Source organism: Muriicola sp. E247 (genome assembly GCF_041358175.1).
In the GTDB taxonomy this organism is placed as follows: Bacteria; Bacteroidota; Bacteroidia; order Flavobacteriales; family Flavobacteriaceae; genus Muriicola.
This window is the reverse complement of the sequence record NZ_JBGKBE010000002.1, coordinates 465238-484272: the sequence shown is the minus strand read 5'-3', so window position 1 is coordinate 484272 and position 19035 is coordinate 465238. Positions and strand designations below refer to the sequence as shown.

General features: G+C 40.9%; 27 protein-coding genes. 25 read left to right on the top strand and 2 right to left on the bottom strand.

Features of this window, described 5'->3' with window-relative positions; genetic code table 11:
• Positions 1-13 precede the first annotated feature (13 nt).
• From ACA086_RS05875 to ACA086_RS05845, 7 genes are all read left to right on the top strand, one after another.
• A complete protein-coding gene (locus ACA086_RS05875; protein WP_371002478.1) occupies positions 14-586 on the top strand; it encodes a sugar O-acetyltransferase in 573 nt (190 codons plus the stop codon).
• Positions 587-602: 16 nt separating this feature from the next.
• Entirely contained in the window at positions 603-1229 is a 627-nt protein-coding gene (locus ACA086_RS05870; protein ID WP_371002412.1) for a Crp/Fnr family transcriptional regulator, read from the top strand.
• A gap of 76 nt (positions 1230-1305) precedes the next feature.
• Positions 1306-1518: a DUF2892 domain-containing protein gene (locus ACA086_RS05865; RefSeq protein ID WP_369749184.1), complete on the top strand. Its 213-nt coding sequence runs from the start codon at positions 1306-1308 to the stop codon at positions 1516-1518.
• 181 nt (positions 1519-1699) lie between these two features.
• On the top strand, positions 1700-2074 hold the full coding sequence (locus ACA086_RS05860; RefSeq protein ID WP_371002411.1) for a DUF1428 domain-containing protein: 375 nt from the start codon (positions 1700-1702) through the stop codon (positions 2072-2074).
• Between the two features lie 48 nt (positions 2075-2122).
• Positions 2123-2464, top strand: a complete 342-nt coding sequence (locus ACA086_RS05855; protein ID WP_371002410.1) for a hypothetical protein — start codon at positions 2123-2125, stop codon at positions 2462-2464.
• 27 nt (positions 2465-2491) lie between these two features.
• Positions 2492-3409 (top strand): diacylglycerol kinase family protein, encoded by a 918-nt coding sequence (locus ACA086_RS05850; RefSeq protein WP_371002409.1) that lies wholly within the window; start codon positions 2492-2494, stop codon positions 3407-3409.
• A 93-nt stretch (positions 3410-3502) separates the two neighbouring features.
• Positions 3503-3835 (top strand): hypothetical protein, encoded by a 333-nt coding sequence (locus ACA086_RS05845; RefSeq protein WP_371002408.1) that lies wholly within the window; start codon positions 3503-3505, stop codon positions 3833-3835.
• A gap of 38 nt (positions 3836-3873) precedes the next feature.
• Here ACA086_RS05845 and ACA086_RS05840 read toward each other — a convergent pair whose 3' ends face one another.
• Positions 3874-4413: a hypothetical protein gene (locus ACA086_RS05840; protein ID WP_371002407.1), complete on the bottom strand. Its 540-nt coding sequence runs from the start codon at positions 4411-4413 to the stop codon at positions 3874-3876.
• A gap of 150 nt (positions 4414-4563) precedes the next feature.
• Here ACA086_RS05840 and ACA086_RS05835 point away from each other — a divergent pair, with 150 nt between their 5' ends.
• The 6 genes from ACA086_RS05835 to ACA086_RS05810 all read left to right on the top strand — a co-directional run bounded on the left by ACA086_RS05835 (position 4564) and on the right by ACA086_RS05810 (position 9298).
• Positions 4564-4893 (top strand): ArsR/SmtB family transcription factor, encoded by a 330-nt coding sequence (locus tag ACA086_RS05835; protein ID WP_371002406.1) that lies wholly within the window; start codon positions 4564-4566, stop codon positions 4891-4893.
• Positions 4894-4921: 28 nt separating this feature from the next.
• Positions 4922-5968, top strand: a complete 1047-nt coding sequence (gene arsB / locus ACA086_RS05830) for an ACR3 family arsenite efflux transporter (protein WP_371002405.1) — start codon at positions 4922-4924, stop codon at positions 5966-5968.
• A gap of 53 nt (positions 5969-6021) precedes the next feature.
• Complete coding sequence (locus ACA086_RS05825) at positions 6022-6576, top strand: hypothetical protein (protein WP_371002404.1); 555 nt, start codon at positions 6022-6024, stop codon at positions 6574-6576.
• A 198-nt stretch (positions 6577-6774) separates the two neighbouring features.
• Positions 6775-8085, top strand: a complete 1311-nt coding sequence (locus ACA086_RS05820; RefSeq protein WP_371002403.1) for an APC family permease — start codon at positions 6775-6777, stop codon at positions 8083-8085.
• A gap of 15 nt (positions 8086-8100) precedes the next feature.
• The gene (locus ACA086_RS05815) at positions 8101-8718 is read left to right on the top strand and encodes an SGNH/GDSL hydrolase family protein (protein WP_371002402.1); all 618 of its coding nucleotides are present in this window, start codon (positions 8101-8103) and stop codon (positions 8716-8718) included.
• Positions 8719-8869: 151 nt separating this feature from the next.
• Complete coding sequence (locus tag ACA086_RS05810; protein ID WP_371002401.1) at positions 8870-9298, top strand: peptidylprolyl isomerase; 429 nt, start codon at positions 8870-8872, stop codon at positions 9296-9298.
• A 125-nt stretch (positions 9299-9423) separates the two neighbouring features.
• Here ACA086_RS05810 and ACA086_RS05805 read toward each other — a convergent pair whose 3' ends face one another.
• The gene (locus ACA086_RS05805) at positions 9424-10293 is read right to left on the bottom strand and encodes a sterol desaturase family protein (RefSeq protein ID WP_371002400.1); all 870 of its coding nucleotides are present in this window, start codon (positions 10291-10293) and stop codon (positions 9424-9426) included.
• A gap of 257 nt (positions 10294-10550) precedes the next feature.
• Here ACA086_RS05805 and ACA086_RS05800 point away from each other — a divergent pair, with 257 nt between their 5' ends.
• From ACA086_RS05800 to ACA086_RS05745, 12 genes are all read left to right on the top strand, one after another.
• Positions 10551-11390, top strand: a complete 840-nt coding sequence (locus ACA086_RS05800; RefSeq protein WP_371002399.1) for a C-GCAxxG-C-C family protein — start codon at positions 10551-10553, stop codon at positions 11388-11390.
• Between the two features lie 172 nt (positions 11391-11562).
• Positions 11563-12135 carry a YceI family protein gene (locus ACA086_RS05795; protein WP_371002398.1) on the top strand — a complete coding sequence of 191 codons (573 nt, stop codon included), beginning with the start codon at positions 11563-11565 and terminating at the stop codon, positions 12133-12135.
• Between the two features lie 64 nt (positions 12136-12199).
• Positions 12200-13225 (top strand): alpha/beta hydrolase family protein, encoded by a 1026-nt coding sequence (locus ACA086_RS05790; protein WP_371002397.1) that lies wholly within the window; start codon positions 12200-12202, stop codon positions 13223-13225.
• Between the two features lie 49 nt (positions 13226-13274).
• Entirely contained in the window at positions 13275-14714 is a 1440-nt protein-coding gene (locus tag ACA086_RS05785) for a DASS family sodium-coupled anion symporter (protein WP_371002396.1), read from the top strand.
• Positions 14715-14846: 132 nt separating this feature from the next.
• A complete protein-coding gene (locus ACA086_RS05780; RefSeq protein WP_371002395.1) occupies positions 14847-15212 on the top strand; it encodes a DUF2200 domain-containing protein in 366 nt (121 codons plus the stop codon).
• 86 nt (positions 15213-15298) lie between these two features.
• Complete coding sequence (locus ACA086_RS05775; protein WP_371002394.1) at positions 15299-15739, top strand: DUF1801 domain-containing protein; 441 nt, start codon at positions 15299-15301, stop codon at positions 15737-15739.
• 164 nt (positions 15740-15903) lie between these two features.
• Complete coding sequence (locus tag ACA086_RS05770; RefSeq protein ID WP_371002393.1) at positions 15904-16551, top strand: acetolactate decarboxylase; 648 nt, start codon at positions 15904-15906, stop codon at positions 16549-16551.
• A 53-nt stretch (positions 16552-16604) separates the two neighbouring features.
• On the top strand, positions 16605-16961 hold the full coding sequence (locus ACA086_RS05765) for a nuclear transport factor 2 family protein (protein ID WP_371002392.1): 357 nt from the start codon (positions 16605-16607) through the stop codon (positions 16959-16961).
• 40 nt (positions 16962-17001) lie between these two features.
• Positions 17002-17241, top strand: a complete 240-nt coding sequence (locus ACA086_RS05760; RefSeq protein ID WP_371002391.1) for a DUF1059 domain-containing protein — start codon at positions 17002-17004, stop codon at positions 17239-17241.
• A gap of 72 nt (positions 17242-17313) precedes the next feature.
• Positions 17314-17943 carry an intradiol ring-cleavage dioxygenase gene (locus ACA086_RS05755; RefSeq protein WP_371002390.1) on the top strand — a complete coding sequence of 210 codons (630 nt, stop codon included), beginning with the start codon at positions 17314-17316 and terminating at the stop codon, positions 17941-17943.
• Complete coding sequence (locus ACA086_RS05750; protein WP_371002389.1) at positions 17936-18232, top strand: hypothetical protein; 297 nt, start codon at positions 17936-17938, stop codon at positions 18230-18232. Before ACA086_RS05755 ends, ACA086_RS05750 begins: the two co-directional genes overlap by 8 nt.
• A 114-nt stretch (positions 18233-18346) precedes the next feature.
• Positions 18347-18979, top strand: a complete 633-nt coding sequence (locus ACA086_RS05745; RefSeq protein WP_371002388.1) for an NAD(P)-dependent oxidoreductase — start codon at positions 18347-18349, stop codon at positions 18977-18979.
• Positions 18980-19035 lie beyond the last annotated feature (56 nt).

Genomic DNA, 19035 nt, shown 5'->3' with positions numbered 1-19035 from the left:
AAAATACAAAGGGGTGACTGAAAAAGAGAAAATGCTTAAAGGGGATAATTACGATTCGAGAGACCCCGAATTAATTGAGATCTATCACAGAGCGCGCAGGCTTTTAAAACAATTCAACAATCTCGATTCTGATTTAATTCAGGAAAGGGATCGACTGTTAGAAGAGTTGTTTGAATTTAAAGGGGATGGGGTTTGGATCGAATCCCCCTTCTTTTGCGACTACGGGGAACATATTTCTATTGGGGAGAACACCTTTGTGAATACCAATTGTATGTTTCTCGACAATAATAAAATAACCATTGGAAAGAATGGGTTGATCGCCCCCTATGTACAAATCTATACGGCAAGTCATCCCTTACAGGCATCAGAAAGGATCGTTGGGGAGGGTAAAGACAGCCGTTACCTGACATTTACCAAACCTGTAACCATTGGGGACAATGTTTGGATAGGGGGTAATTCGGTGATTTTCCCCGGGGTGACTATCGGCAATAATGTAACCATTGGAGCCGGGAGTGTGGTCACTAAAAATATCCCCGATAATGTCCTTGCCTATGGAAATCCATGTGAAGTAATCAAAGAACTTTAGTAATCAAATGACAAAGATGGATTTCGATAAGAATTTATTATCCTTTTTAAAGCCGGATCTGGTTGATTTAATACTCCAAGAATCCACTATCCGTGAGATTCCTAAAGGCACAGAGATTTTAAGGGAACAGCAATATGTAAAGGTATTACCTATTGTAATCAGAGGACTCGTAAAAGTATACTCACGATTTGATGAGAAAGAATTGTTACTCTATTATATCGAACCTGAACAAAGCTGCGTAATGACATTTTATGCGGCCTTGAAAAATACCCCCAGCAAAGTCTTTGCGGTTACTGAAGAAGACTCTCAGATCCTTCTTATCCCCGTTAGTTTACTCCCTGACTGGCTAAAGGAATATCCGCACTTCAATGAATTGTTTTACAATCAGTTTAACCTGAGATACTCCGAATTGATTGATACTATCCGAAATTTGTTGCTGGATAAAATGGACAAACGACTGTACGATCATTTGAGAAAAAAAACGGACCTAATGGAAACCGACTCCATAAAAATGAGTCACAACCAAATTGCCAATGAGTTGGGGACCGCCCGGGAAGTTATTTCGAGGGTAATAAAGAAACTCGAAAATGACGGTAAGATTACCCAGAATTCTGGCGAAATAAGAATTATTGACGAGTGGTGACCACAGTCACTGCATATTTATTTTTCATCTCCGACCTTTATGGAGAATTAAAATTAAAACCTTAAAATATATTCAGATGAAAAAAAATATGGGATCCGCAGACAGAATTATCAGAATTCTAATTGCTGTAGTAATTGGAGTGCTGGCATATACAGGAACTATTTCAGGGACTTTGGGGACAGTTTTACTGATCCTCGCCGGGGTTTTTGTTCTAACCAGTTTTATTAGCTTTTGTCCTTTATATGCGCCTTTTGGTTTAAGCACTTGCGCAATGAAAGAGAAAAAATAGATCAGGTTACGACCCGATTGGAGTTTCACAACGGTTCAGGCTTAAGCTTGAACCGTTTTTTTGTCCTCTCTTCCAGATGACATTATTCCATTAAAGCGACTATTATTGAGAGGGAACAGTATACTACAACCTAAATCCGTAATTTAACTGGGGAATATGTTTAATATAATCTTCAAAAAATATGGCCAATTATATAGACGGATTCGTGTTGCCCATACCAACAAATCGACTAAGCAAGTATAAGCGAGTTGCAGACAAGGTTGCAGAGATCTGGAAGGAACATGGGGCTCTTGCCTATTTTGAGTATGTTGGGGATGATATGATTTTGAAAGGAACACTTTCTTTTCCGGAAGCTTTTAATGCCAATGAAAATGAATCTATTGTATTCGGATGGGTGGTATTCGATTCGCGGGAGACACGGGACCGGGCTAATGAACACGTAGCAGCAGATCCCAGGATGCACGACCTGTTAAAACCCCTCACAGATCCATCAGCATTGATTTTTGATGCTGGCAGAATGGCATATGGTGGATTTAAAGCGCTGACTTCTAAATAATAAGAAGAGTTAAAGTAGAAAACATCAACTAGATCAAATCAATTACCCATGAAAGTGACAGATAAGCTTTTGACAATAAAAATTGTACATACGGTCATCTGGTTATTTTTTGTGGTCATTATATTTTATGTTCTGTACTCGGGTATCAGCGGGAAGGTAAATACCTTTACCTGGATTAGTATAGCCCTGGTTGTAGGAGAAGGTTTAACGCTACTAGTCTTTAAAATGTTCTGCCCCCTCACATTGATGGCGAGGAAATATTCTGATTCAGACAAGGATAATTTTGATATTTTTCTTCCTAATTGGCTGGCAAGGAATAATAAACTGATCTTCACTTCTATTTTCATAGCCGGATTACTTTTAGTAATCTATCAGACCCTTAAGAATTGAAATAGTTGTAAACCCATATATGAACCTATGAAAATTGTATTTGTGGTCAACAACAAGAACAAACGCCTGCAAAATGAACTTCCAGGACTAAACAAGTGCTTGGAAGAAGGGGAGATTGGCCTTACAGAGATTCTGTTTACCACGAAGGGAAAACATGCCATAGAACTAGCCAGGGAGGCCACGGAAAGGGAATGCGATTTTTTAATTGGAGTAGGGGGGGATGGTACCCTTCACGAGTTGATTAATGGGGTCTTACTAAGTAATATCCCTTCGGAGAGTTATCCTGCAATTGGCCTGCTGCCCTGGGGCTCGGCCAATGATTTCGCCAGAACAGTGGGTGTTTCCAATTCCCCGGACGAATTAATCAGATCAATTAAAGCAAACTCGACCAAAAAGATAGACCTGGGGAAAATAGTATTACATCAGACAAAGGAAATACGCTACTTTATCAATATAGCCGGACTGGGCCTGGGGGCCGAAGTGGTAAAAGGCATGGAGCAGACTACAAGTCGATTAGGCCCGGGATTTAATTACTTTAAACACATCATTACTGGATTTTTCCGCTACAGCAAAAAAGAAGTGAGTTGCAACAGCGGTGACTGGAAATGGAAGGGTAAACTGCTTCAAATGGCGGTAGCTAACGGTCGATATTTTGGTAATGCCATCTGTGTGGCACCCGATGCGGTTCCTGATGACGGTGTTTTTCAGGTGGTCATTTTTGGAAACCTGAGTATATGGGACTATCTGAAAAATCTTCGCAACTTAAAAAAAGGAACTAGAATAAAACACTCGGAGGTACACTACTACAAGGCTAAAGAAATTGTACTGGAAAGCGAAGAACCTTGTGGTATCGAAGCGGATGGTGAGTATGTAGGTATTCTTCCCGCAACCATAAGTATTTTGCCAGGAGCCATCAGCTTTCTAATGCCTTCTGATTCCCGGTAAGGAGGACAGCAATTAATCTGTGCTTTGCAATTTTAAGAATAATGAGGCGTTATAATTAGGATAAATAGCCAAGGCTTTAAATACTTTAAACCTATGATTATCTTTGGATTACGCGCCTCTCATATAGGGTCTGTTCAAGTAGAGGGATCTGCATGTACCTATTGTCAGAATTCTGGAACACAAAATATAAGTCAGTTTGGAAGATACTTCCATATCTTCTGGATTCCCATGTTTCCAGCAGGGAAAAGCACTTTTAGTGAATGTGTTCATTGTAAGAGAACGATCAGGAAAAAAGAGTTCTCTTCAGAGTTAAAAAATGTTTACGATGTCAATAAATCCAAAATAAAAAGACCGGTCTGGCATTGGTCTGGTCTTATTCTGATAGGACTATTGATTACTTCTTTCTATGTCCTTTCAAAGATCTGAGTAAAAGGTTCATCAGTAAAAAGTTTTTCGTTATATCATCATTTTTTAAGAAAGGCTTCAACATAATGATGTGTGCTCTGGTATTCTTTTTTAAGGGCATGCAAAAACAGTATTACTTCTTCCCGAAAGGGGTATTCGGGTGCCAGGCAGTCATTAAAGTTGCCGTCTATTACGGTAATTAAAACGTACCAGTTCGAGTTTCTGGAAGAACTAGCATCTTCGAGAATCGGATCGATAGCTTCAGATTTTAATACTCCAGCGATGAAAATAGGCAGCAAATTGACAACTTCCGTTACTTTTTCTCTTTCGTCAAACGACATAAAATATGTTTGTCCGTTTACTGTAAAAGGGACATTGAGTTCCACATTTTCAAATTCCAGATCAAATCTGGAATTTATATAGTGATAAAATTCATCTGCTTCTTTGTCGTCTTCAAACACAAAGGCGTGTTGCCTTGGCAGATCTCGTTTAAACTTTTTTGCCACAACAATTTTGTAGTCATCAATATTCGGGGCAATCTTAATCGGGATACAGCTAAAACTTAAAGAACATAGGGTCAGGACTAAAAATTTTCTCATGGAAGTTGGTTTCCGCAAATACTACAATAATTATACCTTTTAGATAATCGTATTGATTAAGTCTTTTGCACCCTCCCATGTAAAAGGTCAGAATAGATTGGAAGAGCCAACTATTAATCGTAATATTGCGATTAATTAAACAGATTTTTGATGGGACTGGCAAAAACTGAAATATTTACAGACGAACAAAACAATATTTCTCTCTTTGCAAAGGCATTTTCACATCCGGCAAGAGTAGCGATACTTCAAAAACTCTTTAAAATTGATACTTGTTATTGTGGTGATCTGGTATCGGAAATTGGCCTGGCGCAACCAACCATCTCACAGCATTTAAAAGAACTCAAGCAATTGGGCCTGATCAAAGGGAACGTTGAAGGTACAAGTGTTTGCTATTGTATTGATCCGGAGAAATGGCAGGAGATGAAAGGAGTAATGTTTGAATTCCTGAACCAGGATATCCCCGAACCCGACTGCTGCTAAAATTTTATTCCCATCATTCCCTTTTAATATGACCAAGAAAAAACTAAGCTTCCTCGACAGAAACCTTACCCTCTGGATCTTTGTCGCTATGGCAATAGGTATCGGAATTGGATACTTTATCCCGACCTTCCCGGATATACTAAACAAATTTAACAGCGGAACCACGAATATTCCTATTGCGATAGGATTGATTTTGATGATGTATCCACCTTTGGCCAAAGTCAACTATTCATTGCTACCCGAAGTATTCCGAAACACCCGTATCTTATCAATTTCGCTTATCCTGAACTGGATTATAGGTCCGGTTCTCATGTTTATTTTAGCCATCACTTTTTTACGCGATTACCCGGAATATATGGTCGGCCTCATTCTGATAGGCCTGGCTCGGTGCATTGCCATGGTCCTCGTTTGGAACGACCTTGCCGAGGGGAGCAGTGAATACGGTGCCGGACTGGTTGCTCTCAATAGTATATTCCAGGTATTTGCCTACAGTTTTTATGCCTATGTTTTTATTACACTTCTCCCTCCTTACTTTGGGTTCGAGGGGGCTATCGTTGATATTTCCATCGGTACCATAGCTGAAAGTGTGGCCATTTACCTTGGTATCCCTTTTGTCATGGGTATTTTAAGTCGGCTGATCCTGGTAAAACTCAAAGGCGAAGAATGGTATACTACTAAGTTCATCCCGGCCATTTCTCCTATGACCTTGGTTGCGTTGTTGTTTACTATTATTGTCATGTTCTCTTTAAAGGGAGAACTCATTGTGGAAATCCCTATGGATGTCCTCATCATTGCAGTTCCTTTGCTCATCTACTTTGCTCTTATGTTTATCATCGGATTTTTCTTTTCCAGGGCCATGGGAGCAAAATATGACAAGACAGCCTCGGTGGCTTTTACGGCGGCAGGAAACAATTTTGAGTTGGCGATTGCCGTCGCTATTGCTGTTTTTGGTTTGAATTCAGGACAGGCCTTTGCAGGGGTAATAGGCCCACTGGTAGAAGTTCCAGCCTTGATACTATTAGTCAGGGTATCATTTTGGCTGCGTAAAAAATACTACCAAAAGGCTCTTACCTAAAGTAGAAGACAAATTCGTATACTTGCCTAAATAGCAAAGTTTCTACAAACAACATGTTGTATATCATAGGCGGGGCATCGAGATCCGGAAAGACCATCATCGCTAAAAGGCTTTCAACCCAATTGGGAATTCCATATCTCTCCCTGGATTGGATCATGATGGGATTTACAAACGGTATACCTGAATACGGTGTCCACGACAAATTATTTCCGGATGAGATTGCGGAACGTCTGTGGAGCTTTATAAAAGCGATGCTGGAAAGTATGATACATGTGGAAACAGACTCCATCATTGAAGGGGAAGCCCTCCTCCCGGAACTCATCATTGAACTTCAGAAAAAATATCCGGATCATATAAAAATTTGTTTTCTGGGCTATACCGATATTACTGTCGAAAAGAAAGTCAGTGAAATCAGGGAATTCAGCCAATTGCAAAACGACTGGCTCATCGATAAATCTGATGCCTATATTCAAGACCATGTCCAAAACATGATTGCGCACAGTAAGAGAATTAAAAAATCCTGTAAAGCGAACCAATTACAGTATATTGACACCTCCGAAGCTTTTATGGAAGCTTTAGACTTTACAGCAGGGCAATTGGCGAAGTAAATTCAATAAAATGTAATATGAATAGGCTTCCCTGGATCGAAAATCATCTCCTTTCAAGGGGCCATAAAACATCCTCCAGATACTGTTCACGTCATCCTTCAAATTTTCCTTCTGTCACAGTGCATAAGCCATTAATATGGTTTTTCCCTCATTTAAATCAAATCATTTACATAGCTTACACCAAACTAACCACCAAACATGACCAATAACCAAGCAGACCCTGAACTAAAACGGGTTGTAGGAGTAACCGGCTTATCACTCAATATTATTAATATCACAGTAGGAGCCGGGATTTTTGCCTTACCAGCAATTGTAGGGATAGAACTGGGTGCCTTTAGCATCTTTGCCTATCTCTTTTGCGGTCTGATGATGGCTGCCATTATGTTGTGTTATGCTGAAATAGGAACCCGTGTAACCAAATCGGGGGGGAGTTATGCTTATGTGGTGGCGGCTTTTGGAGAATTTGCCGGCTTTATCGTAAACTGGCTGGCCGTTTTCGGTTGGAGTATCCTTGGGAGTGCCGCTCTTATGAACATCATTGCCGATTCCCTGGCCGTTATTTTTCCCGTATTTTCAGATCCCTGGATACGGGGATTATTTTATTTTATCCTACTCGGTTTTCTGGTGATCACTAATATTCGCGGGGCGAAACAGGGAGTGGCCTTTATTAAGTGGATCACAATTGTGAAACTCTTACCCTTATTCGGTATCGGCATCCTTGGGATAAGCCTGATTGACCCTGTCAACCTGCAATGGGAACAACTACCGGGCTTAAAGACCTTTGGCAATACCACCCTGGTGCTGTTTTTTGCCTTTGCAGGATTCGAAACTGCCCTAGGGGCAAGTGGGGAGATAAAAAACCCCAAACGTACGATCCCCCTTGGAATTATGCTTGGCGGGGCAATGGTTCTGCTGATTTATTTGTTGCTTCAGACGGTTACCCAGGGGATACTGGGGCAGGAAATTGAGTTTTATAAAAATGCACCCCTGGCTGCGGTTGCAGAAAATATTATGGGACCGATTGGAGGTACATTGCTTTTAATTGCGGCTGCAATATCCTGTTATGGCGCAGTAAGTACAGATGTAATGAGTACGCCTCGTGTATTGTTCGCCGGTGCCAGAGACGGTCTGTTTCCAAAATTCCTGGGGAAGGTCCATGCTAAATTTGCTACCCCATACTGGTCGATCATCTGCTTTGCCGGACTGATTTTCCTTTTTTCCATCTCCGGAGGATTTGAACAATTAGCCATTCTGGCTAGTGCAGCTATACTGCTTATCTATCTGCTGGTCATTCTGGCGACGCTCAGGATGAGAAGGAAGAAATCGGAGCTAGCTGAGAAGACATTTAAGGTGCCTGGTGGCTGGATCATCCCTATCATAGGGATTTCCTCTATTCTTTGGCTACTGAGCAGTTTATCGGCAGGAGAATTTTTGTCGATTGCTGTTTTTCTTGTGCTTATATGCACCATCTATTTTGGAGTGCGATGGATTAAAAGGAAAGAGCGCTGAAAAGAATCAAATTGCATGAATAGGTTCGTATTACTTTATTTATTGTTATTGCTGTTGAATCCAACTGCCCATAGTCAGGATACAACAGGGACCAAAGGCATCAAAATACTGTTTGTTGGCAATAGCCTTACCTACACTAATGATCTCCCGGATCTGGTAAGGAAAGAAGCTCAAAGCAAAGGAATTGAAGTGGATTATGAAATGATCGCTTTTCCCAATTATGCCATTATCGATCACTGGAAGGATGGGAAAGTTCAAAAACTAATTGCTGGTAAATCCTTTGATTTTGTGATCCTGCAACAAGGCCCTTCTTCCCAAAAGGAAGGCCGTAGAATGCTGATAGAAGACGGGAAGAAGTACCGTGAGCTTTGTGATGATAGTAATACAACGCTTTGCTATTTTATGGTCTGGCCTTCGCTTGATTACTACCGCACATTTGATGATGTTATTAAAAATCATCGCGATGCTGCCACAATAAATGGAGCGCTGCTTTTGCCTGTTGGAGAAGTGTGGAAAGAGTACATCGAAAGTACAGAAAAGCTCGATTATTACAGTCAGGACGGGTTCCATCCTTCTGAGGTGGGCAGTTCTATGGCTGCGAAGGTTATTGTAGAATACTTATTTCCACAATAGGGGAGGTGTTTTGAGAGATTTACCTGCAATAGCAACTGAAATTCATTAATGTGAACCATGAAGCAGGGGATTTTTCTCCGGAATTTTCGTCCAATCAATCCTTACTTACTACCTTTGCGCCTTTAAATTGTAATCCATAGAAAACAGCAACATGGGAAAAGTAAAAGCAAATGATACCATAAGGGTACATTACACAGGAAAATTAAATGACGGGCAGGTTTTTGACAGCTCACTTGAAAGGGATCCATTGGAAGTCACCCTGGGACAGGGAGCTTTAATTCCCGGTTTTGAAAAAGGGTTGATCGATATGGAGGTAGATGAAGAAAAAACCATCACTATACCCAAAGAAGAAGCCTATGGAGAAGTGCGCAAGGAATTGTTCCAGAAGGTAAGTAAAAGTGATTTACCGGAAGAGATCAAGCCGGAAATTGGAATGGGCCTTGTTGCCACTAATCCTGACGGATCTGAACAGCAATTACGCGTTGTTGAAGTAGAGGAGGAGCATATTGTTATTGATGCTAATCACCCTCTTGCAGGACAAGACCTTATTTTCGACCTGACATTGGTGGAAATTAAATAAATACGGGGTAACACCTAATTGAAGAAGCCACAAGCCGGTTAGAACAGGGATGTGGCTTTTTCTTTGCGCCAATTTCTGGAATGAAATGCGGCAATGTTCTACAGTAAATACTCTGAATGGTCGGACTAAATTGTCTCCACGGGTTCTACAACCCGGGTATCGATACGTTTTTTAGCCTGCTTGGGTTGCTTCTTTTTATCCTTCTTCGCTTTTTCCATTTGCTTACGTTCCCAGGCGGTAGGGCTACCAAACATAATTGACCAGCTTTTCTGTGGACGTTGCCAGATATCCCTGAGCAGGTCGCCCCAGGCGTGGAAGACCAGATAGACCGGATTGTAAGAGTTCACCGGCTTGGTAATGCCGTAAATGGCCTGTTCCTTTTCTTCCTTAAAAGTACCAAAGATTCGATCCCAGATTATAAGGGTCGACCCAAAATTCTTGTCAATATAGTCCTCGTTTACCGCATGATGTACCCTGTGGTGTGAAGGAGTTACAAAAACGTATTCGACGGGTGCAGGGAGCTTACGGATGAGTTCTGTATGAATCCAGAATTGGTACAGGATCTCCAATTGATGAATAATTATAAAAACGACAGGATCAAAACTCATCATAAAAACGGGTACAAAAAATACCAGCTTCAGGTTCTGAACCCAGGATAAACGAAAAGAAGTAGAAAAATTATAATATGTTGAACTGTGGTGAACTACATGGGTAGACCACCAGAAACGTTGAAAATGAGAAATTCTGTGCGACCAGTAGCGAACGAAGTCCAGGGCAATAAAACAGAGGATATAAGACCACCAGGTATGAGGGATGGTCCACGGTGTAAGGTTATAACAAATAACTACGATATAGAAAATACCCACCTTGGTGAGGGCGTTGACAAACAGATTTCCAAAGCCTATTGCAGCTGAAGCCAGAAAGTCTTTTCCGTTATAGAGATTTTTGTTCGTTCTATAGGAAAGGAAATATTCCAGGGCCACCAGGGCAAACATGATGGGAGCGGCTATCCAGATAATCGTGTTAAAATCTAATTGGAGAAGGCCTTCTAAGGTAAGCGGTTTATTTTCGATGAGAATTCCGGGGTTTCCTACAAAACTATCACAAAATATTCTATTATCCCCAAGAAGGACGTAATTAAATTGGAATGTACAAAGGTTTTAAACTGCAAATTGATACGGTAACCTGATGAAAATCATAGGGTTAAACATTAGTCTGTTGTACTTTACTTCATTCGTAAATTTAAAGTATTATGGACTCAAATGTATACAATATCCAGGATGCACCTACTGATGGGAAGAAAGTGTTTCGGGAACTCAGAACCTGTTCGCGCACCTTATGCTATATGCTAAACCGCGAATTCGGCCATCCAAATGAGCTTGTAGAACGTGCTGCCGATGTTTTGGCAGGGGGCATATTACAACAGGGTCATCAATGTGGGATGCTTTGGGGAGCGTCTTTAGCCGCCGGAGCAGAATCGTACAGAAGATTCGGAAATACCGATCTGGCCAAAAAAGTTACCATCAAGGCAACTCAAAGCATTATGTCTTCCTTTGAGCAACGTGAAAAAACGACAAATTGCCGGGAAATTACCAGATGTGATTTTTCAAATAAACTCAGCTTTGCCAAATACATGTTATCAGGAAGGTACCGTCACTGTTTTGAACTTGCTCAAAATTGGGCTCCTGAAGCCATAAAACAGGCTTTTGAAAGTATTTCAAGGACTCAAGCAGATAATACGGAATTTATTAGTTGCGCCTCTGAAGTCGCCAGAAAAATGGGGGCAAATGATAAAGAGATCATCATGGTTGCCGGCTTTGCAGGAGGACTGGGTTTAAGTGGTTCTGCTTGTGGAGCTCTAAGCGCGGCCATTTGGATAAAATCCCTTCAATGGTGTAGGGAAGTTGATGGTAAATCACCCATGAAAAATAAGAGATCAGAAAAAGTGCTCAAGGAATTTATGAACTATACAAATTCTAAAATAATATGCTCCGAAATCACGGGAATAAAATTTGATAGTATTGATGCGCATACTGAATTCATAAGATCCGGAGGTTGCGCCGACCTTATTGATAAACTCTCCCGGAACTAAATTTTAGTCTGCAGAACCGGGCGAATGAAAAATTCAAATCAAAAAAATACTTCCTTGATATAAGGCAGGAATATCTTTAAACCTTATCTTAAGGCTCAGGTAAGTCATATCCACGGCTTCTGAGATATCAGATTGATAATTCCATAAGGAATGGAATAAATCCCTTTTTGACATGAAAAAATTGACAACTATTTTATTAGTATTTTTTTCTATTTACATGGGGGCTCAGACTAAAAAGTTGACTGTAGAGCCCAACCATTCGACCATCGGGTTTAATATCTCCATAGCAGGTTTTACCCAGGTTACCGGCAAATTCACGGACTATGAGCTATTACTCGACTGGAATGAATCAAGCATGGATTCCTCTAAAATTTCTACTGTAATCAAAGTAATGAGCATCAATACTGGAATTCCGGATCGGGATGCCCATTTACGTACTGCTGATTTTTTTGACGCAGAAAAATATCCGCACATCACCTTTGAAAGTGATTCTATTCTACAGATCGATTATTCCAATTTTAAGGCTTACGGAAAGTTTACAATGCACGGGGTAACAAAGGATTATGTATTCCCGTTTCAAATTGTAAAAATTGAGAATAATACAGTCGGTATTAGATCGAGAACAACACTAAACCGCCAGGATTATGGTGTTGGAAGCGAATTCAAACATTCGGCTATGCCCGATTTTTTGTCAGATATAATTGAGGTGGAAATTGATTTCTGGACGAGAAAAAGGAAAGAATAATTGTAGGGCAAAAGTTGATATTATTTACCATTTTTGCTGATAAGGCCTAAATGATTATACTCAGATGAAAATCGTCTTCTTCAGGAAATTTCCATTTCTCCTATTATTCTTATTGGCTATATCAACTAATACTTCATGCCAGGAAAAGCGCGAAAAGCAGAAATTATCTGAAGACACGCCTTATAAAGTAAAGAAAGACTCGGTCTGGATTGACACCTCCAATGGCACAATCTTCGGCTTTCTGTTTCAACCTATTCGGGACGACAATGAAAAAGTACCAGCGGTACTTTGCCTTCAGGGTGGGGGAGATGTAGGTTTAGCCAATTATCTGTATGAGGCTGAATTCTTTGCAAAAAATGGAATAGTTGCTCTGGTCTGTGATAAATCGGGAACCGGATTGTCAGAAACTGAGAAAAGATGGCAGGAGCAAAGTTTTAAAGACAAAACAACCGAGTACCTCGAGCTGCATAAATGGCTCTCATCACAAAAGGCAATAGATAGTTTAAATGTGGGCGTGCATGGCATGAGTGAAGGGGGCCGACTTGCCCTGAATATGGCCATAAGAAGTCGGGAGAAAATAGCTTTTGTAAACGTGGTTTCCGGGCCGATTGCTTCATTCAAAGAGAATCAACTATACGCAATTCAGCATTATCTCGCCGCTCAGGGCTTTAAGCCGACAGAAATCGAACAGGCAGTAGATGTATGGGAGATTTATTTTAATGATGTTGGCAAGGGTCTTATCTCAGATGAAACCATTTCCTCTATTAAAAAACTAATCGAATCACTACCCAAACTAAGATACCGACCGGCAGTTTCAAAAAACCTTCCTTCCAGACCTTTGAGGGAAGACATACATTTTGGTCTCGAAGGCAGCGTTGGGAGTATCACCTGCCCAGTTTTGTTCCAATACGGAGAAAATGATATCCTGGTAGATCCTGTGACCTCGATATCCCTTATTCCAGACAAACCTAACTTCCTGATTAAATTATACCCCGATACAGACCATTCTATGAACTTAGAAAATGGTAATATTCATCCGAATTTTCTCAATGACAAGAAATACTGGATTGAAAATCTAATCTGGGAATAGCATCGAAACAAAAAGCAGTTAATAATCATATAAGGAATAAATAGAAACTATGAATTCAGCCAGGGAGACGGAATCAACACAAAACGATCACAAACTGCGTTGGATAAAAAGGGGTATTACCCTGATATTGGGAATTGTGATCTGGAATCTGCCTATTCCCTGGGACCTGTCACCAGATTCCTGGTACCTGTTTACCATATTTTTTACGGCGATAATTGGAGTTTTACTTGAGGCCCTATCTATTTTCACTGCCTCTATTCTCGCACTTGTTGCCGTGGTACTATTGAGAGTACTACCTGCGGAAAGGGCTTTTTCAGGGTTTTCTGAAAGCTTTATCCTTCTTATTCTGGCGGCCTTTTTAGTGGCAAAAGGAGTGATCAAGTCGGGCCTGGGAAGGCGTATTGCTTTTTTATTAATTCGCAGATTTGGGAAATCTACTCTCAATCTGGGGTATTGCATCGTGGCTACAGATACACTCCTGGGTCCGGCCATTCCCAGTAACACGGCAAGATCTGGTATTTTATATCCTATTGCTCATGCGTTGTCCCTAGACACCGGATCCCTGCCCACTCCTGAAGGCAGAAGGAAGACGGGAAGCTACCTCATGATGACTGCTATATCCGGGCATACCATAAGTTCTGCTCTGTGGTTTACTGGGATGGCTGCCAACCCGGTGGGTGCTGGTATTGCGGCTCAATTTGGGGTTAATATGAATTTTGGAAATTGGTTCATAGTGGCTTCGGTACCTTGTTTTATTGCCCTTGTAGCGATTCCCTATATTCTGTATAAAATATTTCCTCCTGAAGACAAATACACTCCTGAAGCCCCTGAAATGGCTGCAAAAGCACTTCAGAAAATGGGACCCATGAGCAGCAAAGAATGGATTATGGGGGCCACTTTTTTTGGGATGATCCTACTCTGGGCCTTATCCCCGGTATTAAATATCAATCTGGCCATTGTAGCTTTCCTGGGACTGTCTATTTTGATACTGGCTAATGTATATACCCTGGAAGATATCAGGCAGGGGGCGGGGGATGCATTGGAAACATATATATGGTTTGCCATTTTGTATATGATGAGTACCTCCCTGAATGATATGGGGTTTATGAAAACTTTGGGCGCGCAGTTAGCTACTTATATCAGCGGCTATAGCTGGGTAACCGTTTATATCCTGCTCACCGTCTTATATGTACTCATCCACTATCTTTTTGTGAGTCAGACAGCCCATTTGCTGGCTTTGTATGCCGTTTTTTTACAGGTGGCGGTAAATGCGGGGGTACCGGCGGCCTTGATGGCATTCATGCTTTCTTTTGCCACCAATTACTTTGCCGTAATGACCCCTCAGGCTTCCAGTTCAAATGTATTATTTGCCGGCAGTGGCTTTTTGCCTTCGGAAGATATTTATAAGCATGGGGCTGTCATCACCGTTTTAAATACCGCAATTTTTCTCCTCGCAACCCCCTGGATACTTTGGGCTTCATCTTTATAATCCAAAAATTCGTATAACTGAAAATCTTCTTTTTTTGGCTGATTTCTTTTTGATTTATGGTAAAAACCGGGACTCTTAAGGGATAAGTCGACAGGATTTTATAATTTAAGGGACACCAATATCACGGGAGTCATGAAAGATACCAGCCACCATGATGAGCGAATCGCAAAAATGATCTTTGCCTCTGTATACCCTCATTACATAACTAAAGTTGAAAAAAAGGGTAGGACTAAGGAAGAACTTCACGAAGTAATAAGTTGGTTAACGGGGTATAACGAAAAGGATTTGGAAAGAATCCTACAGGAAAAAGATACCTTCGAACAGTTCTTTAATAATTGCACCCTTCATCCCAATGCAAAACAGATCAAAGGAGTGATTTGTGGTTATAGGGTTGAAGAGATCACAAATCCGATCACGCGGCAGGCAAGATACCTCGACAAGCTGGTTGATGAACTTGCAAAAGGCAGACCGATGGAGAAAATATTAAGGCAAAACTAAAATTATTAATTGATTAGTTAGTAATGGTTAGTTATTCCAGCAGCGTGAATTTCATGAGCCTGAGTCTTCCAAAAAATTGATTTAAATTGAATTTAAAATCAGATCCCAGAGTTAAAGCTGTTTTCGATCGATATCCCGAATTGATCAAGCCCAAAATGTTAGCATTGAGAGATCTGGTTATTGAGACGGCTAAGGAGGTAGACGGACTTGCAGAGCTAGAGGAAACCTTAAAGTGGGGTGAGCCCAGTTATCTGACAAAAAACGGAAGTACATTGCGGATGGACTGGAAACCTAAAAAACCTGATCAGTATGCCTTGTATTTTAAATGTACGAGTCGACTGGTAGAGACGTTTAGATTGCATTTTAGGGGAGCTTTAGAGTTTGAAGGCAACAGGGCCATTGTATTTCAAATAAATGAGGCTGTTCCCAGGGCAGAACTTAAAGAGTGCATCAGGGCTGCACTCACATACCATAGGGTAAAACAATTAGCTGCCTTGGGGATACAATCTAAATCAGGAATAAAATGATCAAATTCTTTCGAAGAATTTGAATGCAATTGCTAAATGAAAACATTAGCTGATTGATTAAACTAATGAAAGCAATGACTTTAAGACTTTTCATGTCGGGTATTTTAGCCATTATTATATGGGGGTGCAATCCATCTTTAAAGAGATCGACCAAAGATCAATTTATGGATAAGGTAATCGTTGTTGGAGCCTTAAAAAATGTTATGTGGAAAGGAGAATTGGGAAGCAGGGTCGACCTTGATACGATAGCAAATAAAAAACACCTTTATGGTCTTGGCCCTGAAAGCTTCCTCAAGGGTGAACTCCTTGTCCTAGACGGTCAAATCTATGTGTCCAGAGTGACCTCAGATACCTCTATGGTGGTTAAACGGGAAGCTGACTTATCGGCTCCCTTCTTTGTGTACACTAGTGTTGAGTCCTGGAAAGATATACAGCTTCCCGATGAGATCAAATCAATACCGGAGCTCGAAAGATTTATCGACGAACAAAACGCCGATATCAAAACGCCCTTTACTTTTAAACTGGCTGGCAGGGCCATCAGGGCTAAAATACATGTCCAGAATCTCCCTAAGGGGACTAAAGTGAGTTCTCCAGAGCAGGCACATCAGGGTCAGACAAACTATGAATTGATGGATGAAGAGGTGGTAATACTGGGCTTTTTCTCCAGGAAACACCAGGGGATATTCACTCATCACGACTCCTATCTACATATGCATCTCCTAACTAAAGACAAAAGCAAAATGGGCCATTTGGATAGTTTGGAGATCGGCAAGATGACACTTTCTTTAGCCATAGACGAAGACCTTCGGTAATAAGTTAAAAAAGACGTATCTTCTTTTTGCCAAAACCCAATTCATTAAGCATAATGAAAACTGCGGAAGTTGTATCAGATTGGTTTAATAAATGGGAGGAGGGAGATTTTATGAATCTTCCAATTACCGATAAGTTTGAACATACCAGTCCGTTTGGGACGATCAGCGGTAAGGACACCTATCTGGCATTAGTTAAAAACAATAGAGATAAATTCCTTAACCAATCCTTTAAGCTCCACGATTCTTTTTACGGGGACGACAAAGCCTGTGTACGCTACACGGCCTCACAGGGAAAAGATTTTAAACTGGAGGTAAGCGAGTGGTACTATTTTAAGGGTGATCTTATCGATAAAATAACGGCCTACTATCATATAGGGGAGATCAGGGAGGAAAGGAAATTAAAGCAGTAAATCGGTTTATCCGAAAACAAACAAACTTAAAAACAATAGTATGAAATCAATGAGCTGTAAACAATTGGGTGGCGCCTGTGATATCATGTTCAGTGGGGAAACCTTTGAAGATATAGCCGTACAGAGTAAAGAACACGGGATGGAGATGTTTCAAAAAGGAGATATAGGCCATCTTAAGGCGATGAAGACTATGAAAAACAGGATGCAAACTACAGAGGATTTCAATAAATGGATGGAAGATAAAAGAAAAGAGTTTGATGCCCTTCCGGAAGAGGGATGATATTGTATTAAATGAATACTTAGACATTTATTTAGGCTGTTGCATTAAGATAAATTCAAATATGTATACAAAATGAGCAAGAAAGAATTTACCGCACTCCTTATTTTTATTTCAATTTTTTCCTGCAGACCTCAGAATAGTAACAAAAGAGAGGTGTTAGTAGGAGGCCCTTGTGAAGGTTGTGAAGCCATTTATGAATATGGCGATATGCGTCTGTCATCCACTGATACTTTACCTGATTTTAAAACGACAGAACCGAAATTAAAAATTACCGGTACCGTATATCAAAATGATGGAAAAACGCCGGCTTCAAACGTAATCCTCTACGTCCATCAAACCAACCGGAAGGGTATTTACCCAACAAAAGGGAATGAAATAGGCTGGGCCAGAAGACATGGTTATATCCGGGGATGGATAAAAACCGCGGGGGACGGGAAATACACTTTTTATACATTCCGTCCTGCCTCTTATCCCAATCGCAGTGAACCGGAACACATCCATCTTACGGTTAAAGAACCCGATAAGAATGAATACTACGTCGATTCATTCGTCTTTGAAGATGATCCCCTGCTAAGTAAATCGACTCGGGCGAAATTAGACAACAGGGCAGGCTCGGGAATTATCAGTCCGGTCTTTCAAAATGGAATTCTTGTGGCGGAACGGGATATCATCCTCGGGTTAAATATACCCGATTATGAATAGCAAAATTCATAGCCATAACAACAATGTCCATCTTACCTTTAGCTGGATCTTTGCAATTATTTTCTTTTCTCTTGGAATCCTGAACCTGATATTTGTACACCCGATTCCGGGGCTATTCTACCTCTTGCTGGCTGTTTTCTACCTGCCTTTCACCAATTCGATTCTCTTTAAACAATTGGGATTTGCCATTCCTTTATGGATCAAAACTTTGGTTGCCCTTATACTGCTCTGGGGCACTCTGGCAGTAGGCGACCTGATGGAGATTTTTGAGGCCTGGATGCTCAGATAGGAAATCACAGGATTAACCCATCCTCGTTTCATCCTCAGAATATGACAGTTGGGTAAAGAATAAGCCTTAATTGCCTGAAGTTTCCTGAGATTAGTGTGGAAAATTACAAGATCCATGAAACTCTTAATCATTGGAGGTACAGGCAAAACCGGGAGGCAGTTAATCAAGCAAGGCCTTGAACAGGGACATGAACTCACCGTACTGGTCCGAAAGTCGGGAAAAGTGAAGGTGAACCATCCGAAACTCAGAATCCTGCAAGGCGACGTCTTAAAACCTGAAACCATGACAGCGGCATTCAAAGACCAGAATGCCGTATTATCTGCCCTGGGTCATAAACGTTTTATCATAAGGACCACTATTCTTTCTAGGGGAACTGCCAATATCATTGAGGCCATGGAAAATTCCCGGGTGAACCGACTTGTATGCATTACCTCCCTGGGGATCAACGACAGCCGTTTTAGGCTAGGCTTGTATTACACATTGTTTACTATACCTTTTATTTTGTTCTTCTACTTTCAGGATAAGGCCAAACAGGAAAAAATGATAATGAATAGCGATCTGGAATGGACCATTGTGCGTCCCGGTCAATTGTTCAATGGAAAGAAAAGAAGGAAGTACAAACTCGGTCCTAAGGAGGGGCATTATATCTTCACAAAATTTATCTCCCGCGCCGATGTGGCCCATTTTATGCTACAGGAAGTGCAGGACAGGAAGTATTTAAATAAAGCGGTAGGGATCACCTATTAAAATTTGATAATTACTTAAATTCGCCCAAAATCCTATATATCCTTAGAGCAGGGGTG

Excerpts from the sequence above, each read along its gene's own strand:
- ACA086_RS05860 (WP_371002411.1), top strand. The coding sequence starts at position 1,700 with ATGGCCAATTATATAGACGGATTCGTGTTGCCCATACCAACAAATCGA.
- ACA086_RS05810 (WP_371002401.1), top strand. The coding sequence starts at position 8,870 with ATGGGAAAAGTAAAAGCAAATGATACCATAAGGGTACATTACACAGGA.
- ACA086_RS05785 (WP_371002396.1), top strand. The coding sequence starts at position 13,275 with ATGAATTCAGCCAGGGAGACGGAATCAACACAAAACGATCACAAACTG.
- ACA086_RS05755 (WP_371002390.1), top strand. The coding sequence starts at position 17,314 with ATGAGCAAGAAAGAATTTACCGCACTCCTTATTTTTATTTCAATTTTT.
- ACA086_RS05795 (WP_371002398.1), top strand. The coding sequence starts at position 11,563 with ATGAAAAAATTGACAACTATTTTATTAGTATTTTTTTCTATTTACATG.
- ACA086_RS05815 (WP_371002402.1), top strand. The coding sequence starts at position 8,101 with ATGAATAGGTTCGTATTACTTTATTTATTGTTATTGCTGTTGAATCCA.
- ACA086_RS05820 (WP_371002403.1), top strand. The coding sequence starts at position 6,775 with ATGACCAATAACCAAGCAGACCCTGAACTAAAACGGGTTGTAGGAGTA.
- ACA086_RS05790 (WP_371002397.1), top strand. The coding sequence starts at position 12,200 with ATGAAAATCGTCTTCTTCAGGAAATTTCCATTTCTCCTATTATTCTTA.
- ACA086_RS05780 (WP_371002395.1), top strand. The coding sequence starts at position 14,847 with ATGAAAGATACCAGCCACCATGATGAGCGAATCGCAAAAATGATCTTT.
- ACA086_RS05745 (WP_371002388.1), top strand. The coding sequence starts at position 18,347 with ATGAAACTCTTAATCATTGGAGGTACAGGCAAAACCGGGAGGCAGTTA.
- ACA086_RS05825 (WP_371002404.1), top strand. The coding sequence starts at position 6,022 with ATGTTGTATATCATAGGCGGGGCATCGAGATCCGGAAAGACCATCATC.
- ACA086_RS05865 (WP_369749184.1), top strand. The coding sequence starts at position 1,306 with ATGAAAAAAAATATGGGATCCGCAGACAGAATTATCAGAATTCTAATT.
- ACA086_RS05750 (WP_371002389.1), top strand. The coding sequence starts at position 17,936 with ATGAATAGCAAAATTCATAGCCATAACAACAATGTCCATCTTACCTTT.
- ACA086_RS05845 (WP_371002408.1), top strand. The coding sequence starts at position 3,503 with ATGATTATCTTTGGATTACGCGCCTCTCATATAGGGTCTGTTCAAGTA.
- ACA086_RS05870 (WP_371002412.1), top strand. The coding sequence starts at position 603 with ATGGATTTCGATAAGAATTTATTATCCTTTTTAAAGCCGGATCTGGTT.
- ACA086_RS05800 (WP_371002399.1), top strand. The coding sequence starts at position 10,551 with ATGGACTCAAATGTATACAATATCCAGGATGCACCTACTGATGGGAAG.
- ACA086_RS05765 (WP_371002392.1), top strand. The coding sequence starts at position 16,605 with ATGAAAACTGCGGAAGTTGTATCAGATTGGTTTAATAAATGGGAGGAG.
- ACA086_RS05850 (WP_371002409.1), top strand. The coding sequence starts at position 2,492 with ATGAAAATTGTATTTGTGGTCAACAACAAGAACAAACGCCTGCAAAAT.
- ACA086_RS05805 (WP_371002400.1), bottom strand. The coding sequence starts at position 10,293 with ATGTTTGCCCTGGTGGCCCTGGAATATTTCCTTTCCTATAGAACGAAC.
- ACA086_RS05770 (WP_371002393.1), top strand. The coding sequence starts at position 15,904 with ATGGATAAGGTAATCGTTGTTGGAGCCTTAAAAAATGTTATGTGGAAA.
- ACA086_RS05760 (WP_371002391.1), top strand. The coding sequence starts at position 17,002 with ATGAAATCAATGAGCTGTAAACAATTGGGTGGCGCCTGTGATATCATG.
- arsB (WP_371002405.1), top strand. The coding sequence starts at position 4,922 with ATGACCAAGAAAAAACTAAGCTTCCTCGACAGAAACCTTACCCTCTGG.
- ACA086_RS05840 (WP_371002407.1), bottom strand. The coding sequence starts at position 4,413 with ATGAGAAAATTTTTAGTCCTGACCCTATGTTCTTTAAGTTTTAGCTGT.
- ACA086_RS05855 (WP_371002410.1), top strand. The coding sequence starts at position 2,123 with ATGAAAGTGACAGATAAGCTTTTGACAATAAAAATTGTACATACGGTC.
- ACA086_RS05835 (WP_371002406.1), top strand. The coding sequence starts at position 4,564 with ATGGGACTGGCAAAAACTGAAATATTTACAGACGAACAAAACAATATT.